Here is a 23,561-nt window from a genome sequence, read left to right as displayed (position 1 = left end):
TTATTTTGACTGTAAAAAAAGCAATTATTCCGGCGGCCGGTCTTGGGACCCGCTTCCTGCCTGCCACCAAGTCAATGCCAAAAGAGATGCTTCCTATTATTGACACACCTGTAATCCAGTACGTTGTAGAGGAAGCTATTGCCTCAGGAATTGAAGACATTATCATTATCACAGGCCGGGGAAAACGGGCAATTGAGGATTATTTCGATGATTCTCCCGAACTTGAGATGCACCTTGCGAAGAAGCACAATACTGAACTTCTCAAGCTAGTCAGGGACGTTTCTTCCCTTGTGGATATTCATTATATCCGCCAGAAAGAGCCCAATGGGCTTGGAGATGCGGTCCTCAGGGCAGAAAAACACATTGGAAATGAGCCTTTTGCGGTCCTTCTCGGGGATGATATTATTGTGAATGATAAGCCCTGTACTGCCCAGCTCATTGAAAATTTTGAAAAATATGGAAGATCTACGCTTGCAGTGGAAGAAGTCCCTTATGAAAAATTAAGCAGCTACGGGATCATAAAGGGGAAACCTCTTAATGATTCTCTTTATGTACTGGAGGATATTGTCGAAAAACCATCGCCTGAAGCAGCTCCTTCAAACATGGGGGCGATTGGCCGTTACGTTTTCACCCCTGAAATCTTTGACTGCATAAGAGATGCAGGGGCAGGAATTGGAAGTGAAATCCAGCTTACTGATGGAATCAGGGCTCTGAACAGGACTCAGATGATATACGCCTGCAGATTCAAAGGAAAAAGGTTCGATACCGGGGACAGACTGGGGTACGTAAAATCAATCGTGGATTTTGCCCTTAAAAACGAAAACCTCAGGGAAGATATACTTGAATATATCGGAGAAATTTTGGCTGTGGAAAAGGATCTCGCAAAAAAGTAGACTCGATAATAAGGCGGTTAAGGAGCAGAAAATTTAAACTATATAAACTCTGAATAAAATTGGAAAATAATTTCTGCCGGTTTTTACCAGCAGAGCCCCTCATAATCTATACTTTTCGCTTTAATTACCCGTCTTCCGTCAATTACTACCTTTCCTTTCATGGCTGCGAATTCAGACTCCAGCTGCTTAAACTCGTCCCATTCTGTCATCACAAGACAGGCATCAGCACTCTCAAGAGCGTCTTTAGCTTTCCCAGAGTATTCAATTGTCGGAAAAATCCGTTTCATGTTCGCGGTTGCCATCGGGTCATAAGCCGAAACCTTTGCTCCAAGTCTGAGAAGTTCAGCAATGACAGGGATAGATCTGGATTCTCTTATATCGTCCGTCTCGTTTTTAAAGGCAAGGCCAAGGAGTGTAATTTTTTTGCCCTTAAGGTCTCCTATTTTTCTCTGGAGAATTTCTATCATCAGAAGCGGTTGTTTTTCGTTTACGCCAATTACGGATTCCAGAAGTATGGGTGAATATCCTATTTCTTTTGCTTTTCCTATAAGGGCTTTCACATCCTTTGGAAAGCAGGACCCTCCAAATCCTGCTCCTGAGTTTAAAAACTTCGGAGATATCCTTGAATCCTTTCCCACTGCTTCCATAACCTCGTATGTATCTACTCCTAGTTTTTTGCAGATATTTCCTATCTCATTGGCAAAGGATATCTTGGTTGCAAGGAGAGAGTTATTTGCGTATTTGATCATTTCCGCTGTTGACGGATTCGAGCGGGTGACTTTACATTCAAAGGTCCGGTAAAGTTCCGAGACCAGGTCTCCTGATTTCTGGTCAATTGCTCCAATAACTATTTTGTCAGGATGCATGAAGTCGTAAACTGCTTTCCCTTCCCTGAGGAATTCGGGGTTCATTGCGACTCCAAAATCTTTTCCGGCTATTTTTCCTGAAGTTTCTTCAAGAACAGGGAGTACAAACTTCTCAGTTGTTTCGGGTACAACTGTACTTTTTACAACTACTACATGGTACCTCTCTTTCTTTGCAAGGGCCGCCCCGATACTTGCTGTCGCCGCGCGGACGATTGAAAGGTCTATACTTCCATCTTCTGCTGAGGGAGTTCCTACGCAGATAAATGAAATATCTGTTTCTCTGATTGCAGATTCATAATCATTGGTTGCAATAAGTCTCTTTCCGGCATACTTTCTCAAAAGTTCTCCAAGCCCTTCCTCATAAATAGGGGGGATGCCTGCATTTATCTGCTCCATTTTTTTCTTGTCAATATCTACACAGACTACTTCATGCCCCACTTCTGCAAAGCATGCGGCGGTGACTGAACCCACGTACCCTGAACCTATAACGGAAATTTTCATGATTAAACCTCTTTATTGGAAATTGCAGAGGTGATCAATTCCAATTCTTATTTATTTTTTGATAGGCCACTCTCTGAATCTCCTCGGTAAATTGCCAGTCTATCAGGCTTTATATAATTAATGCTTTCGTCCCTATTCCTATATTTATATAGTTTAGATGTTTATACCTTCTATAGTTAGGATTTAGTACAGTTCTAACAATTTCTTTACAGAGACTTTGGGGGATTTATAATACTTTCAATGATTGGCATGGGTATGGAAGAGTTTATGACGGGAAGTTCTTTTCCTGATTTGGGCATCTGTTTTCTCTCAACGGATTTTGGAATCCCTGAATATTATAAGATAACGGTTGTGGGGCTCATTGTCCTTCTGGGTATGAAGGAAATGTTACTGGTTTCCGCTGAAGAAGATCATTTTTCGGTGGATTCCATGGATATGGGAATTTACCCTCTGATAATATGTTTTGTTGCTAGTTTCCTCTTTGCAGGCATGGAAATAATTTTTACAAAGTAATCTCTAAAAGTCCATCAATTTTTTTATTTATAACCTCTCTTTCCTTATTCTGGTAAGTGTACTTTCCTGTGAAATTATTAAAGGGATTATCACGCTTATTTTTAGATTTATAGGGGTAAAAATGCCCATAAATTCCTTCAGTAAAAATTTTAGTTATCTTAGTTCAGTAACTTTGTTTCCATAATTATTTATTCTTGAGTTATTTATCTTCTAATCATAATTTTGTTTGTTAGTAGTGTTATCTTATGTAAAAATTTAAGCTTTGTGAGGCTACTATTAGGGGTGCTCCAGCCGCTGGACCGAAATAGTTACTATCTGTTAAGGTAGAGCGAGATGCAAGGAGTTTATCTGACAGAAAAGTTCGAAACTAGGGTTGAGAAAAAACTAGGATTCGACTGCATGCCTTTCTATAAAGGGAGCAGGAAGATTTCCTGATTTGTTGATATTAATTTGTCTCATATGCTCTTATAATGTGTTTGAAACCAATTCTTTCACAATCTGGAAAGTACCCTTTGTACAGACAGACTGTTACCTCTCTTGGCGCATTATATAATAGTAAATATTAATTGGGGAGTGAAATGTTGAGAGTCCTTGTCGATATAGGGCATCCAGCCCATGTTCATTTTTTTAAAAATACTATCTGGAATCTTGAGAAAAAAGGGCATCAAGTAATGGTAGTCTCGCGGGATAAAGATGTGGTAATAGAGCTATTGAATGCCTACGGAATTCCGCATACGGTTCTAAGTAAAGTAAAACCAGGAAAGTCTAATTTGCTTGAAGAGTGGTTTATAAGAGAGTTTAAAACTTTTAAAATCACCAAGCAATTTGATCCTGACGTTCTCGTGGGTATCCTTTCGCCACCTATAGCTCATATAGCTTGGATGCAGCGGAAAAAATCCATCATTTTTAACGACACCGAACATGCATTAATAGCCCAGAAGCTGTCCTATCCTTTCTGTGATATAATCTGCACGCCATCATGCTATAACAAAGATGCAGGAAAAAAACAGATACGGTATAGTGGCTACCACGAACTGGCTTACCTTCACCCATTTTATTTTACTCCACGTCCTGAGGTTCTGAAAGACCTGGGGGTAGAGATGGGTGAGCCTTTCACAATCCTTCGCTTCGTTTCATGGGGAGCGCACCATGATGTCGGCCACCATGGAATCCAAAATAAAATAGCTCTTGTTCAGGAACTTGAAAGATTCGGCAAAGTGTTCATAACCTCAGAAGGGCCACTTGACAACGAATTTGAAAAATATAGAATCCGGGTCCCCCCCGAAAAAATTCATCATCTACTCTATTATGCCACACTGTATGTAGGTGAAGGGGCAACTATGGCTGTTGAAAGTGCAATCCTGGGAACTCCTTCAATCTATATTTCTACTCTTGCGGGAACTATGGGGAATTTTTCCGAACTCGAGAGGAAATACGGTTTGCTTTTTAACTACAGTGATTCGGAATCTGCCTTGGCAAAAACTATAGAACTTCTCAAGGATCCGGAACTTAAGAAAACCTGGAGTTTGAAAAGGGCTGCTCTTCTCAGGGATAAGATCAATGTAACCGAATTCATGGTCAAGCTCATAGAAAATCTTCCTGAACAAAAATCTGGAGTTTCTTTATCTTCAGTTTCGGATGAGACTTATGCATGAGTCACTGAAGCAAAACCAGGATATATGGGATCTTTTCACCCGAAAAGAAGAATACTCTCCCGAAAAGCTGGATGAGCACAGGCGTTTTCTTTTCTCTGAAAAAGATCTCAGAAATGCTTCTAAACCTGAGGTTTCCAGATATCTTATAGAACATGGAATGAAGGTTGAATTTCCTGAAAAGAAAACATTTGCCGTCTGTTTGACCCATGATGTGGATGATATTTATCCATCTTTTTCTCACAGCTTACTGTCCTCAGCTTATTGCCTTAAACAGTTGAATCTCAAGGATTCTATAGCTCAGTTACTGTGGAAATTGAGGGGTATGGACTACTCTCCTTACCTTAATTTTTCTGAAATTATGGACCTGGAAGCCAGTTTTGGAGCAAAATCTTCTTTTTATTTCATCGCTTCAGAAGCTGATCCCATACGATTCAGGTATAATATAGAGGACATAGAACATCATCTGGGAGAAATTTCAGATAGAGGGTGGGAAGTTGGTCTTCATGGGGGTTATTATTCATATAACAGTCCGGAAAAAATAATAAAAGAAAAAGAAAGACTTGAAACGATTCTGGGAAAAAAAGTTATAGGTTTTCGCAACCATTACCTTAGGTTTAAGACTCCCGACTCCTGGGAAATACTGGCGGATGCCGGTTTTAACTATGATTCCACTTTCGGACACAGGTATTCAGTTGGCTTTAGGAACGGAATGTGTCACCCTTTCAATCCATATAATCTTAACACAGAAAAAGAAATAAATATCCTCGAAATTCCGCTTGTCATAATGGATGTTGCTCTTTTTAATACTTCTAAATCTTTTGAAGAAGCATGGGAGCGCACAAAAAATCTGATTGATACTACAGCAAGTCTCAACGGTGTCATTACCCTGCTGTGGCATAATTTCGTTTTCGGTTGCAGTTTCCGAAAAGATTGGACGAGGCTGTATGAAAAGGTGCTGCAGTACTGCTCTGAAAAAAAGGCATGGATAACAAGCGGAGAAGAAATTTACAGGTGGTGGGAAGACGGATTCTGACTTAAAGGGAAAATACCTGCTTATTACGCCTGCAAGGAATGAAGAACAAAATCTGCCCGAAGTCTCGAAGTCCGTAACAGGACAGAAAGTAAAACCTGAGTTATGGATTATAGTCGATGATGGGAGTACGGATGATACAGCACATATTCTCGAAAACCTAAAGGCCAGCTACTACTGGATTCGGAGCATAAGGCTACCGCCGAGGCCAAGAGACATTACCTTCCACTACAGTTATGTCTGCAAACAGGGCTTTGATTATGCACTTGATTATTGCCGGGATAATAATCTCGAATTCGAATGTATAGGACTTCTTGATGCTGATACCGTTCTGGAGGACAACTATTTTGAAAAACTTTTGGTGGAATTTGAAAAAGATAATTCGCTCGGAATTGCAAGTGGAGGAGTGTATTACGATACTGGCGGGAAACTTTCTAGAGAAATAACTGATAAAAACCTCCCTCGTGGCACAGGAAGACTCTGGAGAAAAGAGTGCTTCGTCGAGACCGGTGGCTACCAGATTGAACCATCTCCGGATTCGATTTCCAATATAAAAGCTCTCCTGAGAGGCTGGAAGCTCATGCAATATGCTGATATTGTACAGATTCAGAAGCGTAAGACGAGTGCAGCGAACGGGCTCTGGCATGGATATGTCAAAAATGGGTGGATGGCTTATTACCTTGGAAAAAATCCTATTGTGGCCCTGCTAAACGTGTTTCTTTACTCAGTGAAATCTCCCTACTATACAGGCGCTGCATACTGCTGGGGGTATCTTGGTTCGGCAATCAGGAGGGAGAACAAAATCAAGGACCTTGAAGTAAGAGCTTACTACAAGAATCAAGGGCCTGCAAAACTGTTATCCCGAATTTCAGGAACTTTCAGCCGGAACTCAAGAGATGCACGGAAGGGGGAACAGTGAATGTCAGCAAATATTTTGAGAAAGCAGTCTATGTGCAGGTGATAATGTGAAGATGCTTTTTCTGGATATAGTAAAGCCCCTTTCTCTGGCTGATGGCTCGCTTATCCACAGGTACGAACTTGTGAGCAATCTTGCCCTACTGGACAATGAGATCCATATATTTACTACTGACACGAGCTCCCTTTCGACCACGGTTAACATTCACCGTCATTATGTCCCCGCTGGAAGTTTCTTTTCACTTGCTGTCAATTATTTTAGCAATTCCGTACACCTTCTGGGTTCCGAAACTTTTGATGTGCTGTATACCCGCAATCCTAATTTTGGCTTTCTTGCTGGACTCTTCTGTAAAAGCAGATGCAAAAAAATGGTTTACGAATTAAACGGTATTCCTGAGGACGAAAAGAGCCTATTCAGGGCAAAATATGAAGATGGTAAATTCTTACAGCCAGGAAAAAAGAGCAGTTTCTCAAATCAATATTTTTCTGCACATGCCAGACTCAAACTATTTATCCTCAAAAAAGCTCTAGGGTTTTCGGACAGAATAATTGCTGTGACTCCTGGAATAAAGGTAAATCTTGAGAAAGTTTATAATATCCCCGAAGAAAAAATAGTCGTGGTTTCCAATGGGGCAAATACTTCTCTGTTCAAACCACTGAAACAGGAAACCTGCAGAAAACAACTGGGCCTGGACCCCAAAATTCCCTATGTATGCTTTGTGGGCAATCTTGCTCCTTGGCAGGGGGTCGAGTATCTAGTAAAGGCAGCTCCTTCTATACTTTCTCGATCTCCGGAATGTCGCTTTCTTATTGTCGGAGACGGGGTCATGAAAGATGATCTTATCAAGCTCTGCAGAGAACTCGGAGTTGAAGACAGGTTTATTTTTACGGGTGTAGTTGCTTACGATCGCGTGCCTCTCTACATCAATGCAAGTGATACCTGTACCGCTCCCTTTATATTTGCAAGAAACGCAAAAATAGGCCTATCTCCTTTGAAATTATATGAGTACATGGCTTGCGGAAAGCCTGTAGTTGCAAGTAATATCAGTGGCGTCTCTGACGTGCTCGAAGCTTCCGAAGGTGGGCTTCCTATACTTCCCGAAAATCCGAGTGCTCTTGCAGAAGGTGTCTTAAAGTTGCTTGAAAATCCGGATTTGAGAACGAAATTGGGTTCAAAAGGTTTAAGTTATGTTACTGAAAATTACAGCTGGTACAGTGTTGCGAAAAAGGTTAATGGAGTCTGTAAATCAGGACTCGAGGCCGAGAATTAAAATCTCTAAATTTGCCTTATATTTTTTTTCCTATAATTTATTACAAATAATAATAATAATAATAATAATGATAATAATAATTATCTATTTGCACGGGGCTTAAAATGGACGAAATTGAAGTTAGAGAATTGGTGCCATCCGAATACAAAGAATGGGACCTGATTGTAGAAAAAGTTCAACCTGGTACACTCTTTCACACCAGCCAATGGCTGGAAATTTGCAGGGATGTTCTTGCCAAGGATCTCAGAATCTATGGTTGTTTCAGAAACGGTGAGCTTGTAGGAGGATGCCCTCTTTTTATTAAAAATATTAAGGGAATGTTGAAAGTGGCAACTTCGACCTGTGATATGACCAGCTACAGTGGGCCTCTTATAAAAGAGAGTGTCAGCTCCAAAGCAAGTAAACGGGTACAGGAGACTCATGAAATCCTTAATCCTCTCAGGGAATTTCTCTGCAAACAGGGATTTGACAGTATTCATCTTACTTTTTCTCCAGGTTTTGAGGATATAAGACCTTTTACGTGGAACGGATGGGATTCCACTGTGCATTATACTCATTATCTCAATCTAAAAGATAATGTGGATAATAATACTTCAAGAAAAATCCGGAGGGAACTTAAAACTGCAACTGAGGCAGGACTTAAAACCAGGGCATTGAATGATCCTGAAACATATTACCGCCTGCTTTCAATGGTCTACGAAAAACAGAATTTAGAACCTCCTTTGCCCAGAGAGTTTTTCGAAAGAGTATTTAAGCTGATTCAGGAAAAAGATATCGGTTACATGTTTGTCTCAGAGACTCCTGAAGGTGAGGCTGTTGCAGCTCATTTAAATCTGTATGGAAAGAAATGCATTGTAACCTGGACTTCAGCCCTGAACCCGGCTTTTGGTCGTTTGGGTCCCAATGCTCTTCTGTATTATCACGAGTTTCTTGACCTGCAATCCCGAAACTTCGAATACATGAACGTAATGGCAGCAAATATTCCTAAATTTGCGGATTTTATTATGGGCTTTTCTCCTGAGCTAATTCCCTACTATAGTGTGACTATGGAGAGCAAAAAATATTCAATCGCGAAAACCTTATACAAAACCACTCATAAGGAAAGTTATTGATAAAAATAACAAATTTCTTAAAAAATATACAAATCGGGATTTTCCCGAAATTACTTTTTTATCGTTTTCTTCTAATTGATTTTTTCCTGAATGAAACTCTGCTTTTCCTTATGAAGGCTGTATTTTTAGCTATATTCGGCAGCAAGTATCTCTCAACACATTTAAATTTTTGATTGAATTTTTGATGATAACTCTAAAAATCAGCTCACACAGGCCAAGTTTCTAACGTTATTTGTTATTCTCTCTCATTGACAATAAATATAAATCTATGAAGACGTTGTCAACATTTGAAAACATAAATATTCATATCATTTTAAAGTTCTTGATGAAATCGACGGCAGTAATAAAATAAAATAAAATAAAATAAAATAAAATAAAATAAAATGAATTTTTACGTTCAACTTCCGAAAAGCTCTGTGAGAGATTAGCTTTTCTTAAATTTGATTTTCCTGAAGAGGTTCTATTTCCTTTTCATGTTCTGTTTTTTACATTCACAAGAAAAGCCGAGAATATTTTCCGGAATGTTGGATCATCATGAAGGGTTAGGCCATAATAGATTGGCGTTATGATGCCAGCTGCAAGGAGGATAATATAAAAGTTAGCAGAGAACACTTCAAGCAGAATTAATGGGATCGAAACGACTATCCCGATTGTTGTATATTTAATAAGGATTTCTATGCTTTCCCTCTTATTAATCCCTGCCAGATTAAGCAAATATGCATTGTTCCATAGCCAGAATACAACTCCTGTAAGGCTGAACAGGCCAAGAGCAAACTCAGGACTCCCGTAAATCCCCCCTATAGCCAGCGCTACGACCCTGGAGATCAAAAGAGTTATGCTGAAGGTAAGCCAGACCTTCTGTTTATCGAATACGCTATAGAGGGTTGAAATTGGTGAGGAAAGGAAAACGAGGAATATCCAGGGCACAAGGATTTTTACATACGTGCCTGATATATGCCAGCTTTCTCCGAAAGCAAAGGTAAATATTTCTTCTCCCAGGATCAGCAGGAGTATCATCGGAAATACTCCTATTAAAATTAGCTTTTTGTAAACCTCACCAACTATAATTTTCATGTCTCCCTTCCCATTCCCGTTTTTCACCTCACTGATTTTCTGGAAAAAAACCTGTTGTATAGCTGTCCCGAGAAGTCCCATGGGCATATTTACTACCTGATTCGCAAGTGAAAAATATCCGACAACACTTGTACTATAAAAATATGCGAGCAAAAAGGTGGGTACCTGTGGCGAAATCGTGTTTGCAAGTGTAGACCAGGAACTAAATAAAGGGAAGTTTTTATACTGAATCGCCATCTCTTTCATCTTTTTTACTGAAACTTTCCTAAAGATCCCTAAGTCCTCTTTTATACCCTTAAGCATGAACAGGTCTGCAAATCCATATCCAATGACATATCCTGCAATCAGGCCTAAAGGAGATACATTCCAGATAGGGATAACTAACTGAAATGCTTTGGTTGATAAAGTGTTTAAAATTCTAGATCCTGCTACAACTCCAAAACGTATTTTTCTTGAAAGCCAGTAGTTTTGCACAAAAAAAATGCCGTTAAAGAATATTATTACTGGAATATATATTAAATATTTTGAAGTTCCCGGAGAATTGAAGATTTGTTCTAAAATGTATTCAATCTCCTTGGGAAAAATGATCACTGCTACAGCTGTGAGTAAAGATATAAAGGTAATTAATATCGCGCAGAGGAAAGCGACATTTGCAGAATCTTCCTCTGTTTTTGGTAACAGGATTGCAAACTGGTATGAAAAAGTAGAGAAAATTACCAGTATGCCTGATACTGCGAGAAATATCTGAAAAATTCCTAAATCGTCTGGGCTGTAAATTCTGGTGATTAAAGGTACAAGAAGTATACCAAGGATCTGTGCAGTAACACTTCCTGAAACGAGCTTTAATACATTGGCGATAAAGTTTGACATAATGTTTCCAACTTTGAAATATGAATCCCAGATGGTTATGGGCTTATTTTCATTTCTTAGTAAGTAAACGAAAGCTATTTGGGCTCTTACTTTCTGGTTCCTCTTCTTTCCTTTATGTAACCTGAAACCTCTTCGTTGTCATATACCAGAGCATAGTCTTGTGCTTCAAACCTGTTGAAGAACTCTTCTGGCAGCGTCTGGATAGAATTTACCCCATAGCGTTCAGGATCATTAATAGAGATAGGTTCTGTCAGAGTTGATTTTCTCAGCAAAACCATCGGATTGCCACCAATCTCTCCAGTCTGTATATGCTGAATGTTAAAATATGTTGCGTTACCGGAATCATATCCCCTGTCCCTGTAAAAAAGGCAGCTATCGTATGGAGAGTCCATTAGGATATTCCCTGAGTATTTCGCTGATATTGTTTTGATAGCCTGGATTTCGATATCTTTGAACTGATTTCTTACGGTCGTGTCCTTTGCCACAAGCGGATTGTCTTTATTTATGCCTGGCGTTGTAACCATCACAAATGAAAACAGTAGAACAATTATGAAGATTGTGGGAATCTTTGCTTTTTTTGAGTTAAAGAGGCTTACTAATTTTAGCATATATGATGCAGCTACAAGTACCAGAAACACCGATATCAGTGGGAACCATCTGCTTGTCAGGAAATTCCTCATTCCGAGTAAAGGAATTCCATAAGCAAGACTATACAGGATTACAACCACTATAGAAATAGAGAATTTATTGACTTTTTTGACATCTCCGCGAGAAAACCAGGCTAAAACCCCTCCGATTGCGAAAAACGGCAGAGCAAGGTAGCTTATGTGGAGTAAGAGTGTTTCCAGTGTTTCTTGATTATTTACGGAACCTAAAATAAGTTCCTGGCTTGAGTAGCTTGTTCCTACCTGAAGTACATCCATAAGAGGACTGAGAATCATTTCAAAAAACGAGGTGTTCGGGTTGACATACGTGAACATCCAGTATGTTTGTAAGCTAATTATAAAGAAGAGAATATAATTAAAACTGTTTGTTCTGATGGGAAGACTCTTGTACAGATGATTGTGCAGGTATTTGCCTACATAAATCGAAACTAAAGAGACAAATACTACAAAAGTTGTCAACTGGTGAGTCAGAACCATCAGAATAGTAATTAACAGGATAAATCCAGTATGTCTCAAGCTCTGCTTTTCGCTAAAAATCGCGTATATAATAAATATAAAGTAGCAGAGAACAAGAGAACCAGGAGTTATATTTGCAATGCCTGCAACGATATTATGATTATTCAAGTTTATTAGTAGGGTCGCCAGCAACCCCATCTGGGGGCCTTCAAGTTTCTTTCCTATTAGGTAAACACCAATTGTACTGAAAACACTGGCAAATCCTATGGAATAAAATATTGCGTCTTTAATATCTATTTTGCCCATTATCTGAGTAACTGAAATAAGAATATGAGCAAGCGGGTAATAGAAATACTTGCTGCTTATTTGAATCGGAGCAACAAATCCAGTGTCAGTAATTATCCGTGCCATACTTGCGTGAAAATAGGCATCGTAACCCATGAGGCTCGGGAAGTTGTAAAAAATCCCGACTCTTATGAGGAATGAAAGCAGGAATATTTGAAGTAATATAGAGATTACCCCGTCTCCCTTTCTAATATAAAGAATTTCAGAGGCGATAATGCCTGCAAGGATACATATAAGTATAAAGTAAGATACAGGTCTGTAGTATAGGTTCATACTGTATATCAAAACGCATGTGAGAAATGTTAGATAGAATAAAAAACTCAGTATGCTTTTTAATCTGTCTTCCCCAGAAGATATGGCTGCCTCAGTTTTGAATTTATTTCTAAAAAGGATATAAATCAAACAGGAAGAGAGAATAGCGATTCCAATATCTTTTTGGTTTAAATTGATTATGTAGTATAAAGAAACGATCAGTAACCCTAAACTAAATCCCATTAGACTGAGAATCACATCAAGATTTTTTGTAAATCTCTCCGCGTATCCTTTTACAGTTTCCATAAATCCCCACAATATACTAATTTTTATATATGAATCATTCTAAACTAAAATATTTTTTGCTTGGTAATTTTAGACGACTTTTTTTACAGATTACTTCTTATTTTTCAGCCATCTTTATTTTATACCTTAGCCCATATACAGTTTTAATATTTTTTTCAAGTTTCCTAATTTGTCTAAAATTCCACAAGGACTCCATGTTTTATTTATTTTTGAAAATGGAAGGCCCATGGCTTCTGCAAACTTATCCCCTTTGAGAGCTTTTACGGTTCTGGCTGCGGTATTCAGTACTCCAGAGCATACAAAATCGATAGGTAGGGCATGCAGCAAATTTTCTTCCTTCAGGATATTCGAAATTCAGCTCATTTTTGATCCGAAAGTTCGAGATTTCAGGCTCGAAAATATTTATTTTGCTGCTCAGGTAATAGGAAAATCTTCCGTATTTATTTAAAAGAATAGGGTCGCACTCTTCTTTTTTCATAAATAAGTCCCATAGCTCTCCATCTTGCTTCATTTTTTTAATCATTATATCCCTTTATTCCTACCTTTTGGATCTTCAACTTTATTAAATATTTGGTATAGTTTTGTTTTCTTCTTTCTGTAAAGCGCCTATTTCGATGAACTCGTCACATTAATCTTATCCCACTACAGCCCCCAATATACCTTTTTCATGAGTTCTCTTCTATTTTTCAGGTAGGAATCTGATAATCCGGATTTTATATTCTGTGAAAGTCATTCTGGCACTCTGGAACTCGGATATTACATGTAACTTTTCTTATCTTTAAAAGCAGTTCCCGGGCTTAATGTAGCGGTAATAAAACGGCCAAAAATACTTTGTACCCTCTTCAGGCAAGCCGAGGTATGAGTGCTTTCAGGGCAAAGGCTCTCAATTAACGCACATCTTTATTATCTGAGTTCACAATGCAATATTATCTTTTTCGTGTTATCCGATCACCAGTTAGGGCATTACTAACATATTTAATATCCACTCTTCGGAAGTTCATTCTTTAAGTCGCGGCTCCTTCCATATAGGGCACTTATAGTTTGCAAATACGGTATAGAATACCTGATGAACTGTAAATATAAGTTTTTCTAATACATTATTGCTTGTTTGGGCATCTGCTTCGTTTATCTCCAGCTTTAATGTTTCACGTTCAAATTATTCTTCTATTTCTTTTCTAAAGTCCATTTTCTCTCTGAAAATCCACTTTTCAAGGCAATAAAGAGTTATATTTCCAAAAACGGCTGTTTTATCTATTACAGTTAGTCTGTATCTTTGTGGTTAATTAAGCTGCTCAAATTGTAAATAAGCTCATTATTTGTCTAATATTTCAATTTATGAGTATTATAGGTTGTTTTTTCCAGTTTAATTTAATAAGAAGGCTTTAATAAGTTAATCCCGGTTTTTTGCCCTAATCACTTTCTTTTGTCCTACTCACAGAAATCTGTGGTAATAATATTTCAATCCATTAATATTTTTATAGACTTATCTATATCGTATGTTAACTTTATATATTTCTTAGTCTAATAATTTTTTACATGATATCCTTTAATAATTTTGCATTTATATACATAAAAGGGGTTATAGCATATGCAGAGGTATAGGGGGTGCGTTGGGTTTGTCTTCAACCCTTACACTTAGTCTTAATTCTCTAATTTCCAATCCTATCAGCATAGTATCTTCGCCATCTCAACTTACAGATAGGTTGCCCAGACATGAATTTACGGTCTTAATTCCAGCTAAGAACGAGGAAACTTCCATCGGAAGCAAAGTATTGATTGCAGCAAGTTACGCTGACCGGGTACTTGTCCTTGATGAGGGCTCCACCGATCGAACTATGGAAGTAGCGGCTTTAGGAGGAGCACGAGTTGTTCCTCTGGCAGGCGGAGAGGAGGCGTCACTCAATATACTTTACAGGGCATCTTTTGATTCGGAGCTTGTGGTCCTTATCTATCCTGAGTGCATGCAGGATATAGATTTGCTCTCCCATGTCCTTGAACCATTAAGGCAGGGGTTTGATTTATCTGTAGGTTCATGGCCCTGCCGCGTCTCCTGTGAGCAGGAAACAGTGATGCTGCTGAATGGAAAAAATACCTTTAAGGAAAAAATCGGTTTTCTTGCCATAACAGCTGATTCATTGCAGAAAATAAGTTCGGGCAAAGATCATCTATCTTTAAAATCCTTGCTCTCTGCAGCAAAGACCAAAGGACTTAAGGTAAACTATCTGAGCTTTGATGTGGATCCTATATTCAGGAAACTTGAAAGCACACGTATAGGAGTTGTCGTGCCTGCTTATAATGAAGAATTACTTATAGGCGAGACCCTCACTGGGATCCCTGAATATGTGGACAGGATATACGTAATCGATGACGGTAGTATAGACCATACAGGTAAGATTGTAAAAAATTTAGGAGATCCGAGGATCGTGTATTTGCGCCATGAAATAAATAAAGGAGTAGGCGCAGGAATAATTGACGGGTATAAACTTGCCCTAAAAGATGAAATGGATATTGTTGCCGTTATGGCTGGGGACAACCAGATGGACCCTGCCCAGCTTCCCAGGTTGATTTTCCCAATCATTGAGGGAAGAGCTGATTATACAAAGGGAAACAGGTTACTTACTGACGATTTTATGACCGGAATGAGTAAATGGAGATCTTTTGGAAACCTTCTTCTCAGCTTTATAACAAAAATAGGCAGTGGCTACTGGCAGGTTATGGATCCTCAGAACGGATATACAGCTATTTCCAGGCAGGCTCTCGAGGTTATTGATCTAGATTCAGTGTATCCTTATTATGGTTATTGTAACGATTTGTTAATCAAGCTTAATGCCTTTGGAATGAGAGTAATGGATGTGGTAATGCCCGCCCGTTACGGCAGGGAAAAATCGAAGATCCGGTACGGAAAGTTCATTCGCAAGGTAGCCCCCATGATCTTCAGGGGTTTCCTTTGGCGACTAAGAATCAAATATACGGTTCTGGATTTCCATCCTCTTGTGTTATTCTATTTCCTTGGAATGATTGCCCTGCCTATGGGTGTTCTTATAGGATTCTGGGGCCTTTTACAGATGTTGTTGCAAAACCCTCTTCCTTCCTACTACCCTCTGCTTGGCTTCCTCGTATTGGGCACGGGACTTCAGATGCTTCTTTTTGGAATGCTTTTTGACATGCAGGTTGAAAAAAAGAGGAATGAAAGGATAGGACTTGCTCGTTAAAACCCGGAAATATACTCTTCCGGATCTTTTTTCTTTAATTTTTTCTTTCAGTGTCCATTTATTCCATCAATTTTTTTTGCTTAGCCTTTTTTAACCAGTTTACAGCAAAAATGGCCACTATCCCGATCTCCATATTTCAGCGATGAAAGTTTGCGATAACTCAGACTCAAAAGATTTTTTGAGCATTCTTTATAAATATTCCAGTCCAGTATATTCCGTGGAATCTGTGGGAAAATTCAATCCGAGAAGCGGCCAGAAAAAAGTTGAAGGCCACGTACACATCTGATCTTCCAGAAGATGGAAAAAAGAGCCGAATCCAGAGCAAGTCTTCTGCTGTCTTTTCTTTTTTGTACACGTATACTCCTATCAGGGCGAGAAGAAGAACGAACAATAAGGTATGACCTATGATACGTCCGTTTGCAAGGGTAGAAAGATGACTTCCCCGACAGGTTTGTCTATCAAGTCAGGCAGGAGAGCTCCAATCGCCATATATCTTGGATCTATTACAACCCTCAGTTTGGGTATAAATATTCCAACCCTAATATACTCCCAGCGTAATCCCTGGATGTCCAAAAAGAAGCATCGAAAATTAAAGGGCCCTATATTTATCTCTAAACATTGCCTGCATCTTTATCAACCAAATTACATTTTCAGATCAATTTTATCGATATTCAGTTATACTCTATTGTGAGTTTAGGCCTCTGGTTTTTGTTTTGCCAGTTGGAGCTGTAGAAGGCAATATAATTATTGTCTTCCTCACGAGCCTTTATAAGGAAGCCTGTATTTTCGTACTTTCCGCCGACATATTCCTGCACAAGTTCCGTTACATTTAGTTCATAGTAGCGGTTGTCAGGCGTATCATCTCCGCTGATAGTTATCGTGGCATACGGACTGCTGCCCTGTAAGATACCGTTCTTGTCATACCAATCTCCTCCAACGTTTTTCCAGGGGGTATCAACCTCCATTTCCTCCCATGTAATGTGTTCTTCGCACCATTTTTCCGGCCTATATACTTCCAGTACGGTATCTTTCGGCCTTATTTGATTTTCTGGATAATACCAGAACAAAGAGAAGGATGCCTCTTTAATCTGGTTGGTCTGATTAAGTGAACTTAGCTCAAAGAGTATGACATCTCTGTATACGCCCCCATCTGATCTTTTTCCTACGTCGATATACTCTCTTTCACGAAAGGTCTTATTGGGAGTTTCTTCTTTCAATCCGTTGTCGGAAACGGTCAAAGGCAAATAAGTTTTAAAGTTTTCCGCTCCATCAGACTGTATCGAAAGGCTTGATAAAAGTCTTTTCAGGGATCTCAAAAACTCTGAAAATGCCCTTTTAAGGCTTGATCCGAAGCCTTCCTCTTGTCCCATCTGGATTCCGCTTTCATTTCTTTCGTAAGGCGTTTGCGGCCCAGCAGACATTGCTTCACTCCAGGGGAAATCTTCTCCTAAAGACTCATTTTTGCTCATCTTCCCCACAAGTTCAGGATCAGCCTCGACATCTGAGGTAGAACTTGCATACATATAATTTCCGCCGGCGTTATTCGAAAGGCAATTATTTTTAAGGATAAATGAATGAGTGTTTTTCAACATGTTGTATACAGCATATCCTCCTCCGGCTGCAGGACTGGACTGTGTATTAATTATTATATTATTTTTCACAATAGTTGTATATCCCGAATCAGGAGCTGAAAATTCATCCGTAACCTGTTTATGGGAAATAGCAGCACCATAGCATCCGTCGAATTTATTATTCTCTATTAAGGTATTTTGGAAGCCATTGAGCACTATACCCCCGGCCCAATCAGCACTCGGGTTAATACCAGTTTTATAAAATTTATTGTGGTGGATGTATATGTCTTTTGCAGATTCTTTGGAGTATCTGGATCCGTAACCTGTAATCCAGATACCTGCTGCATTGGTTTCATACAGCAGATTATTGCAGATTTCAATATCATCCATGATAGTTGACGGGCCGATTTTCTGGATTTCAATTCCTGCTCCTCCTTCCCCTTCGGAGTTGATGATATTGTTATAGAATTTTACATGATTCGTGTTGTAAATTCTCAAACCGCTGTTTGTTCTGCATGTTATTTTGTTGTTCCAGGCTTCCACATTTGAAGAATAGATTGTGTAGAGAGAGTCATGCCCTAGCTTATATACTCTGTTATTATAAAACTGAATGTTTGAACCTTTTACGACTTTAAGTCCGTCCCCGTGACTGTCGTGCATGTACAGATCATGAACCTGTATGTTTTCGCAATTGAGGAAATGGATCAGATTGTAATATCCTTTTCCTCTGTTTCTTTCATCGTTCTTATCATGGTTTCCGTCAATCTCGAACCCCCTTATGATAATATCATGGTTTCCGACGCTGTCCATTTGCGTAATTATAGGTTTTTCTACCGGCCAGCCTGCTTTATCTTCAAGTTTGATTACAGCTGTGGTGTCCCCTTCAAGAACTGTATTGCTTCCGATAAAAATACTGTCCGAGATGACGTATGTATTGGGCCCCTCCAGATGAACAGTTGTGAACTTCGGATTTTCTGCAACATATGCAAGAGCTTTGTTTATCTCTACCTGATCATTACTCCCATCACAGTTGAAATCTCCACTCCCATTGGTAGCAACATAAATTATTGTACCAGATTGCATAGCTGAGAGGATGAGGGTTATACTTGCGATTATAAAAATAAAAATTATGCTGAAAATTAATATTTTCTTTCGGTTTCCCCACTTATATAGTCGCTTTTTTTCGTTCATTTTGCATCCCCAATACATTAAACTATAATTCTTTAAGATTAAAAAAAGTTATCTTTGAAGGCTACAGATGGACTCCCCTGAAAAATCTCTGCCTTCTTTCTACTACTTGGATCTGAAGATCATAATTCTGAAAAGAATACATGCCCGTACCAATATAGGATCTAATAGAGACGATGTTTTGGCATCACAAATCGGAAACAATGTGTATATCGGGCCTGGCGCCAAGATTTTGGAGACATCATAATTGCTGATAATATTGCAATTGGGACAAATTCTGTCGTAAACAAATCTTTTTATAAAAAAAATATTTCAATTGCAGGAATCCTTGCTAAAAAAATAGATATAAAAGGATCAGGTGGAATTATAATCGAAGTTACGCAAATCCTTAAAGCGGTCTTGATTCTGCTAAATAACTATTTAGCAAACGGCTGTTAAATAATTGTTAGGATGCTTTTGCCGGCTAGTCCTGCTAAAGGATAATCTGAGCAAGCTTAACTCTAAGGAGGTACTTCCCTTCCTCGCTGTGAAGAAGCCGGAAAGGATAGTTCAGCATGTCATATTAAAGCAAAATAAGAAGAATATCCTCAAAATTAACCTGAATATTCTCCATTCTGGTGAAAATATCTGCTTCCACCACACAATGTACCCGGGCATAGTTCCTGAGATAGAAGCATATTCTGTATTTCCGTCCCATCCTATATTGACCCTGTCTCCATTGTTCTCAGGTTCCTTTGAATAGTCAGAGGACGAATAACCGGCATCAATACATGGAGAGCTTATAAGGTCCTTTACCCAGGTATTTCCATTCCACCTTCCACCTGTTGATTTCAGGTGATAATCATGGTTTTTCTGGTCTGCAAAGAGAGGATCTGCGTGAATATCGGTTGTTGATCTGAAATTTCTGTAGTCTCCTGCTGTATTATTGTAAAGGCAGTTATTTTGCAGCACAAAGGTATGTGTTTCAGGGAGGTAATTGATAATTCCATACCCTGTCCCGTTCGGATCTTTCGCACGCTGTTGAGTATTTATGATTATGTTATTGCGGACAATTGTTGTGTATCCCGTATCTTTGGGTGAAAGGTCTGTGGAGTAACCTTCAGGATACATATGGATAACGGCAGCATGGTATGTACCGTCAAATACGTTATTCTCAACAAGGGTATTGTAAAATCCACTTGTCACTATACCCCCTACCCAATCGATACTTGGGTTTGTACCGGTGCTGTAGAAGATATTGTGGTGAATATGTACGTCCTGTGCCTCTTCCCTGGGGTAAGAATGACCATAGCCTAACAGCCAGATTCCAGGTCCATAGGTATTATGGATAGTATTATTATACACCTCTATGTCGTTCATCACGCCTGTTGATTTCTGAATTTGAATACCCGGTCCACCTGCACTCCAGTGGTAGAAAGAATCGATTATATTATCATGAAATTTAACATGGTTTGAGTTCCATAATCTAAGAGCGCTGTTAGTTCTGCAGGTTATTGTGTTGTTCCAGGCCTCTACATTCTGGCAATCAATGGCATAAAGACCATCATGTCCTAACTTATACACTTTATTATTATAAAACTGAATATTAGAGCTTCTCTCTATTTTCAGCCCGTCTCCATGCCCATCATGCATGTAAATAGAGTAGATCTGTATGTTCCTAGAATTAAAGAAATAGATCTGATTGTAATATCCCTCTCCTCTCTTTTTTTCATCGTTCTTGTTATGGTTTCCGTCAATTTCAAATCCTTTTATAGTGATATTATGGTTTCCGGCACTGTCCATTTGCGTAATCAAAGGCTTATCTCTTGGCCAGTCCGCTCCGTCTTTAAGTTTAATTACGGCTGTGTGGTCTCCTTCCAGAACGGTGTCGTTTCCAATTAAAATACTGTCCGAAATGACGTATGTATTGGGACCCTTCAGATGAACGGTTGTGAACTGAGGGTTTTCTGCAACATATGCAAGAGCTTTGTTTATCTCTACCTGGTCATCACTTCCATCACAGTTGAGATTTCCCCTCCCATCGGCAGCAATATACACAGTGGTGCTGGGTGACGTAGTAGAAAGGGCGGTTGTTCCCAATGCAATCAAAAAAATTAAAATTGCAAAATAAACTCCTGTTTTTCTCCTGTTTTTCCAGCTGTATCTCATATCTTTTCCGTTCATTTTTTATCCCTTTACTTTTAGTTCTAAATCTCCAGGCGTGAAAATTATCTGCAGGGAGTTTGTCAGTTGGATTTTGGGATATATTAGCATTTTTTTAATTTAGTCGATTTCACTGTTGCCTTGCTGAGTAATCTTTTACTCATTTCCCTTTTTTAAAGTGTCTGCAAAACACAAAGAAGATATCCATTGATTCGGCAGTGTACAAAAAGTTTCTGTGATTAAAATTTCTTTAATTGAGTTGAGTGTCGTTAAAAAAGTTATGACTGTCGGAGTCCATTGTATCTTTTTAGAAGTCTCTGCTTCCATCTCCGGCAACATATACAATTAGTGCACCTTGGCCGTCTAAAGCAGCCACTGCGGTTGTCAAAATAAGGGATTCAACCAAAAATAGGGTTCCTAGCTTTCGTATTGTCATTGCATCACTTTGGATTGGACCTTATAGGAATTTTAAATGAAATCAAAATTTTATAAAGTAACGTCTCCTTTTCCTCAGATATTTTTCAAAGTTACTGGCCACAGGACGTTATCTTCCCGATCAATGCCCCTTGTTTTAATGGAAGGGATCAGCAGGGAGGCAAAATAAGTAAATAATATTATCTTTCCTATATATCTATTACACATTTCTATTAAGATGTTTCTATAATATCTCATATGATTTATTATCATAGTATTCGTCTGAGTACTATGGGAAAACTCAATGACTTTCGATTAATTTTACATTTTTAAAAGCTCTTTTGAGTAACTGCTTTAGATTTTGAGATCAGCCGTTCAGGCAATGCTTGGTTTCTCTCCTTTGATCCTGGAATTTCCTTTATATAGTCCAGATGGACGTTATGCTAGGGCTCCACGGTATTTATATCTATACATGTCTATCTATTATCAATTGAATTCTCACTGTTAATGATAAACTATTTCTGCTGATGTATCACACTTTTTTTATTTTAACTGAAATACTCAAAAATTTTTTATACTCTTATGCTCTTCAACTACTTAGTAATTTTTTTACGAAGTGTGATTTTGCATTGTTTTCATTCCCATATAACTTTCAGTATAACTCAAGGATTTATTACATGTTTATGAGTGCGTTTGGTAGCGCGGGGGATCTTATGAAAGAAAGTTTTTCGGTTACAGTGGATCTTGAGGATTGGTATCACATTCCGTCTGTCTGTAGCTCTCCTTATGCTGTTTACAAGAATGTAAATGAGTTCTTTGAAAAATGGCACGGTAGGTACGATTTCCTGACTGAGCCTACAAACAGGGTACTGGATATTCTTGATGAGTTCAACGTGACTGCTACTTTCTTTGTAGTTGCGGACACTGTAGAGCACTATCCTGGGCTTGTCGAGTCAATCGTGGAAAGGGGGCATGAGCTTGCTTGCCATGGGCTGCATCACGCCTGCAAAATCGATCCTGAGACGAAGACTCGATTAGTGAGTAATCAGGAATTTGAGCAGATGACATTGCTTGCAAAAAGGATCCTGGAAAAAATTAGCGGGGAGAAAGTGGTAGGGTATAGGGCACCAAATGCCCTGATAGGCGGCTGGATGGTGGATTTACTGGAACAGATCGGGTTCAAATATGATTCATCAGTATCCGTAAATTCTCTTTATAATAAAACTGATTCGCCCCTAAATAAAGTTTCATCTTTTCCCTACTATCCTGCAAAAAGTAGGCTTGAAGCAGGCAATGATAGAAACTTTATTGAGTTTCCCTGGGCCTATTATCAAAACGGATTGAAAATTCCGGCATCTGGAGGCCCAATCCTACGCTTTTTGGGAGCTCCTTTAGTCTTAAATGGGCTGATCCAGAGCCTGAAAAGAGGACATACGATATTCTATTTCCATCCGCTTGATATTTCATGTACCAGATTTCCTTCAATAGGGAAAAACAGACCCTTTTACTGGTGCATAAAAGGAAAGCTTGTAGAAAATAGAATCCGTCACATTCTGAAAAATCTGAATGAGGTTAAAAAAATATGCTTGAGGGATTACTCAGGAATATAATACTTGAGAATATTATTCAAAATTTTATAATCGGAACCGGCAAATAATGACAAGTGCGCCTATTGGACCCATTGCCCGACCTGCTTAAAAAGCCATCTAATAGTGGTTGAGGAGAGTTACTTTATATTGCATATATGAATGAGCTGTCTGCTTCTAATTTACTAGAAAACTCATCATCGTAAATTAGCCTTAATCTAGTCGATCAAGGATTGAATCTTCCCGTCTTCGGAATGCGATCTATGATCCAGATGGTTGCCCTGAGTCCTGCCTTCAGAGAAAAGCACTTCATTATTCTGATCATAATAATGCTTTTTCTTGGAGAAATATCCAGGGATCACCCCTTAGAGGCAGGAATCGGAAACTAACTGGATAGCTCAATCTTCACTCCAGGAAATTAAGATGGAATATAACTCCAATAGCAGCAAAATCCATTCAAGGAAAATATAACTTTATGCGGGAATTATTTCAGTAAAAATAGTGGAGTGAAGCATAATGCCCGAAAGCCTTTAATTGTTGGAAATTTTTAATCCATGAAAACATTAATTAGGTTGAGGCAGGTATATCAATCTGCATTTCGGGCACAACCATTAATTATTGGTTGGGCCGAATGGATATAGGAAAAAATGAGAACGAGGAGAAACGAATAACGAACTATAAACATCTTGAGAACGAAAGTTTTTGGGCCTGTATGTTGCCTGTT

General features: G+C 38.8%; 18 protein-coding genes. 11 read left to right on the top strand and 7 right to left on the bottom strand.

From position 1 onward, the window contains the following. Positions 1 to 5: 5 nt before the first annotated feature. Positions 6 to 893 (top strand): UTP--glucose-1-phosphate uridylyltransferase GalU, encoded by an 888-nt coding sequence (gene galU / locus RG963_RS02075; RefSeq protein WP_310574609.1) that lies wholly within the window; start codon positions 6 to 8, stop codon positions 891 to 893. Positions 894 to 976: 83 nt separating this feature from the next. On the opposite strand, the gene RG963_RS02070 is transcribed toward galU, so the two are convergent. Then, a complete protein-coding gene (locus RG963_RS02070; protein ID WP_310574608.1) occupies positions 977 to 2,260 on the bottom strand; it encodes a UDP-glucose dehydrogenase family protein in 1,284 nt (427 codons plus the stop codon). A gap of 240 nt (positions 2,261 to 2,500) precedes the next feature. Here RG963_RS02070 and RG963_RS02065 point away from each other — a divergent pair, with 240 nt between their 5' ends. From RG963_RS02065 to RG963_RS02040, 6 genes are all read left to right on the top strand, one after another. Then, on the top strand, positions 2,501 to 2,773 hold the full coding sequence (locus RG963_RS02065) for a hypothetical protein (protein WP_310574607.1): 273 nt from the start codon (positions 2,501 to 2,503) through the stop codon (positions 2,771 to 2,773). Positions 2,774 to 3,354: 581 nt separating this feature from the next. Next, a complete protein-coding gene (locus tag RG963_RS02060; protein WP_310574621.1) occupies positions 3,355 to 4,428 on the top strand; it encodes a DUF354 domain-containing protein in 1,074 nt (357 codons plus the stop codon). Further along, positions 4,412 to 5,461 carry a polysaccharide deacetylase family protein gene (locus RG963_RS02055; RefSeq protein ID WP_310574606.1) on the top strand — a complete coding sequence of 350 codons (1,050 nt, stop codon included), beginning with the start codon at positions 4,412 to 4,414 and terminating at the stop codon, positions 5,459 to 5,461. The genes RG963_RS02060 and RG963_RS02055 overlap by 17 nt, the downstream gene beginning before the upstream one ends. 16 nt (positions 5,462 to 5,477) lie before the next feature. Further along, a complete protein-coding gene (locus RG963_RS02050) occupies positions 5,478 to 6,377 on the top strand; it encodes a glycosyltransferase family 2 protein (RefSeq protein ID WP_310574620.1) in 900 nt (299 codons plus the stop codon). 52 nt (positions 6,378 to 6,429) lie between these two features. Beyond that, a complete protein-coding gene (locus RG963_RS02045; RefSeq protein WP_310574619.1) occupies positions 6,430 to 7,644 on the top strand; it encodes a glycosyltransferase family 4 protein in 1,215 nt (404 codons plus the stop codon). Between the two features lie 104 nt (positions 7,645 to 7,748). After that, entirely contained in the window at positions 7,749 to 8,756 is a 1,008-nt protein-coding gene (locus RG963_RS02040; protein ID WP_310574605.1) for a GNAT family N-acetyltransferase, read from the top strand. Positions 8,757 to 9,227: 471 nt separating this feature from the next. Here RG963_RS02040 and RG963_RS02035 read toward each other — a convergent pair whose 3' ends face one another. The 3 genes from RG963_RS02035 to RG963_RS02025 form a co-directional block, all read right to left on the bottom strand. Then, positions 9,228 to 10,700, bottom strand: a complete 1,473-nt coding sequence (locus RG963_RS02035; protein WP_310574604.1) for a lipopolysaccharide biosynthesis protein — start codon at positions 10,698 to 10,700, stop codon at positions 9,228 to 9,230. Positions 10,701 to 10,786: 86 nt separating this feature from the next. Continuing rightward, positions 10,787 to 12,439 (bottom strand): hypothetical protein, encoded by a 1,653-nt coding sequence (locus RG963_RS02030; protein WP_310574603.1) that lies wholly within the window; start codon positions 12,437 to 12,439, stop codon positions 10,787 to 10,789. Positions 12,440 to 12,965: 526 nt separating this feature from the next. Continuing rightward, the gene (locus tag RG963_RS02025; protein ID WP_310574602.1) at positions 12,966 to 13,235 is read right to left on the bottom strand and encodes a hypothetical protein; all 270 of its coding nucleotides are present in this window, start codon (positions 13,233 to 13,235) and stop codon (positions 12,966 to 12,968) included. Positions 13,236 to 14,340: 1,105 nt separating this feature from the next. On the opposite strand from RG963_RS02025, the gene RG963_RS02020 reads away from it, so the two are divergent. Further along, positions 14,341 to 15,936 carry a glycosyltransferase family 2 protein gene (locus RG963_RS02020; RefSeq protein ID WP_310574601.1) on the top strand — a complete coding sequence of 532 codons (1,596 nt, stop codon included), beginning with the start codon at positions 14,341 to 14,343 and terminating at the stop codon, positions 15,934 to 15,936. Positions 15,937 to 16,102: 166 nt separating this feature from the next. Here the strand turns inward: RG963_RS02020 and RG963_RS02015 are convergent, their stop codons facing one another. Next, positions 16,103 to 16,291, bottom strand: coding sequence for a hypothetical protein (locus RG963_RS02015; RefSeq protein WP_310574600.1), 189 nt, complete (start codon positions 16,289 to 16,291; stop codon positions 16,103 to 16,105). A gap of 316 nt (positions 16,292 to 16,607) precedes the next feature. Next, positions 16,608 to 18,698 carry a disaggregatase related repeat-containing protein gene (locus RG963_RS02010; protein WP_310574599.1) on the bottom strand — a complete coding sequence of 697 codons (2,091 nt, stop codon included), beginning with the start codon at positions 18,696 to 18,698 and terminating at the stop codon, positions 16,608 to 16,610. A 67-nt stretch (positions 18,699 to 18,765) separates the two neighbouring features. On the opposite strand from RG963_RS02010, the gene RG963_RS02005 reads away from it, so the two are divergent. Continuing rightward, positions 18,766 to 18,942 (top strand): LbetaH domain-containing protein, encoded by a 177-nt coding sequence (locus RG963_RS02005; protein WP_310574598.1) that lies wholly within the window; start codon positions 18,766 to 18,768, stop codon positions 18,940 to 18,942. A gap of 302 nt (positions 18,943 to 19,244) precedes the next feature. Here the strand turns inward: RG963_RS02005 and RG963_RS02000 are convergent, their stop codons facing one another. Beyond that, positions 19,245 to 20,858 carry a right-handed parallel beta-helix repeat-containing protein gene (locus tag RG963_RS02000; protein ID WP_310574597.1) on the bottom strand — a complete coding sequence of 538 codons (1,614 nt, stop codon included), beginning with the start codon at positions 20,856 to 20,858 and terminating at the stop codon, positions 19,245 to 19,247. Between the two features lie 1,106 nt (positions 20,859 to 21,964). Here RG963_RS02000 and RG963_RS01995 point away from each other — a divergent pair. Together RG963_RS01995 and RG963_RS01990 are read left to right on the top strand one after the other, a co-directional pair. Next, the gene (locus tag RG963_RS01995; RefSeq protein ID WP_310574596.1) at positions 21,965 to 22,861 is read left to right on the top strand and encodes a polysaccharide deacetylase family protein; all 897 of its coding nucleotides are present in this window, start codon (positions 21,965 to 21,967) and stop codon (positions 22,859 to 22,861) included. A gap of 239 nt (positions 22,862 to 23,100) precedes the next feature. Further along, the gene (locus RG963_RS01990) at positions 23,101 to 23,226 is read left to right on the top strand and encodes a hypothetical protein (protein WP_310574595.1); all 126 of its coding nucleotides are present in this window, start codon (positions 23,101 to 23,103) and stop codon (positions 23,224 to 23,226) included. Positions 23,227 to 23,561: the final 335 nt, after the last annotated feature.

Origin of the sequence: Methanosarcina baikalica, from assembly GCF_031461075.1 — an archaeon.
Taxonomy (GTDB): domain Archaea; phylum Halobacteriota; class Methanosarcinia; order Methanosarcinales; family Methanosarcinaceae; genus Methanosarcina; species Methanosarcina baikalica.
This window is presented reverse-complemented; position numbering and strand designations above follow the sequence as displayed.

Coding starts and splice junctions, on each gene's coding strand:
- RG963_RS02070 (WP_310574608.1), bottom strand. CDS start 2,260: ATGAAAATTTCCGTTATAGGTTCAGGGTACGTGGGTTCAGTCACCGCC.
- RG963_RS02065 (WP_310574607.1), top strand. CDS start 2,501: ATGATTGGCATGGGTATGGAAGAGTTTATGACGGGAAGTTCTTTTCCT.
- RG963_RS02055 (WP_310574606.1), top strand. CDS start 4,412: ATGAGACTTATGCATGAGTCACTGAAGCAAAACCAGGATATATGGGAT.
- RG963_RS02045 (WP_310574619.1), top strand. CDS start 6,430: ATGCTTTTTCTGGATATAGTAAAGCCCCTTTCTCTGGCTGATGGCTCG.
- RG963_RS02040 (WP_310574605.1), top strand. CDS start 7,749: ATGGACGAAATTGAAGTTAGAGAATTGGTGCCATCCGAATACAAAGAA.
- RG963_RS02035 (WP_310574604.1), bottom strand. CDS start 10,700: ATGTCAAACTTTATCGCCAATGTATTAAAGCTCGTTTCAGGAAGTGTT.
- RG963_RS02030 (WP_310574603.1), bottom strand. CDS start 12,439: ATGAACCTATACTACAGACCTGTATCTTACTTTATACTTATATGTATC.
- RG963_RS02025 (WP_310574602.1), bottom strand. CDS start 13,235: ATGAAGCAAGATGGAGAGCTATGGGACTTATTTATGAAAAAAGAAGAG.
- RG963_RS02010 (WP_310574599.1), bottom strand. CDS start 18,698: ATGAACGAAAAAAAGCGACTATATAAGTGGGGAAACCGAAAGAAAATA.
- RG963_RS02005 (WP_310574598.1), top strand. CDS start 18,766: ATGGACTCCCCTGAAAAATCTCTGCCTTCTTTCTACTACTTGGATCTG.
- RG963_RS02000 (WP_310574597.1), bottom strand. CDS start 20,858: ATGAACGGAAAAGATATGAGATACAGCTGGAAAAACAGGAGAAAAACA.
- RG963_RS01995 (WP_310574596.1), top strand. CDS start 21,965: ATGAAAGAAAGTTTTTCGGTTACAGTGGATCTTGAGGATTGGTATCAC.
- RG963_RS01990 (WP_310574595.1), top strand. CDS start 23,101: ATGATCCAGATGGTTGCCCTGAGTCCTGCCTTCAGAGAAAAGCACTTC.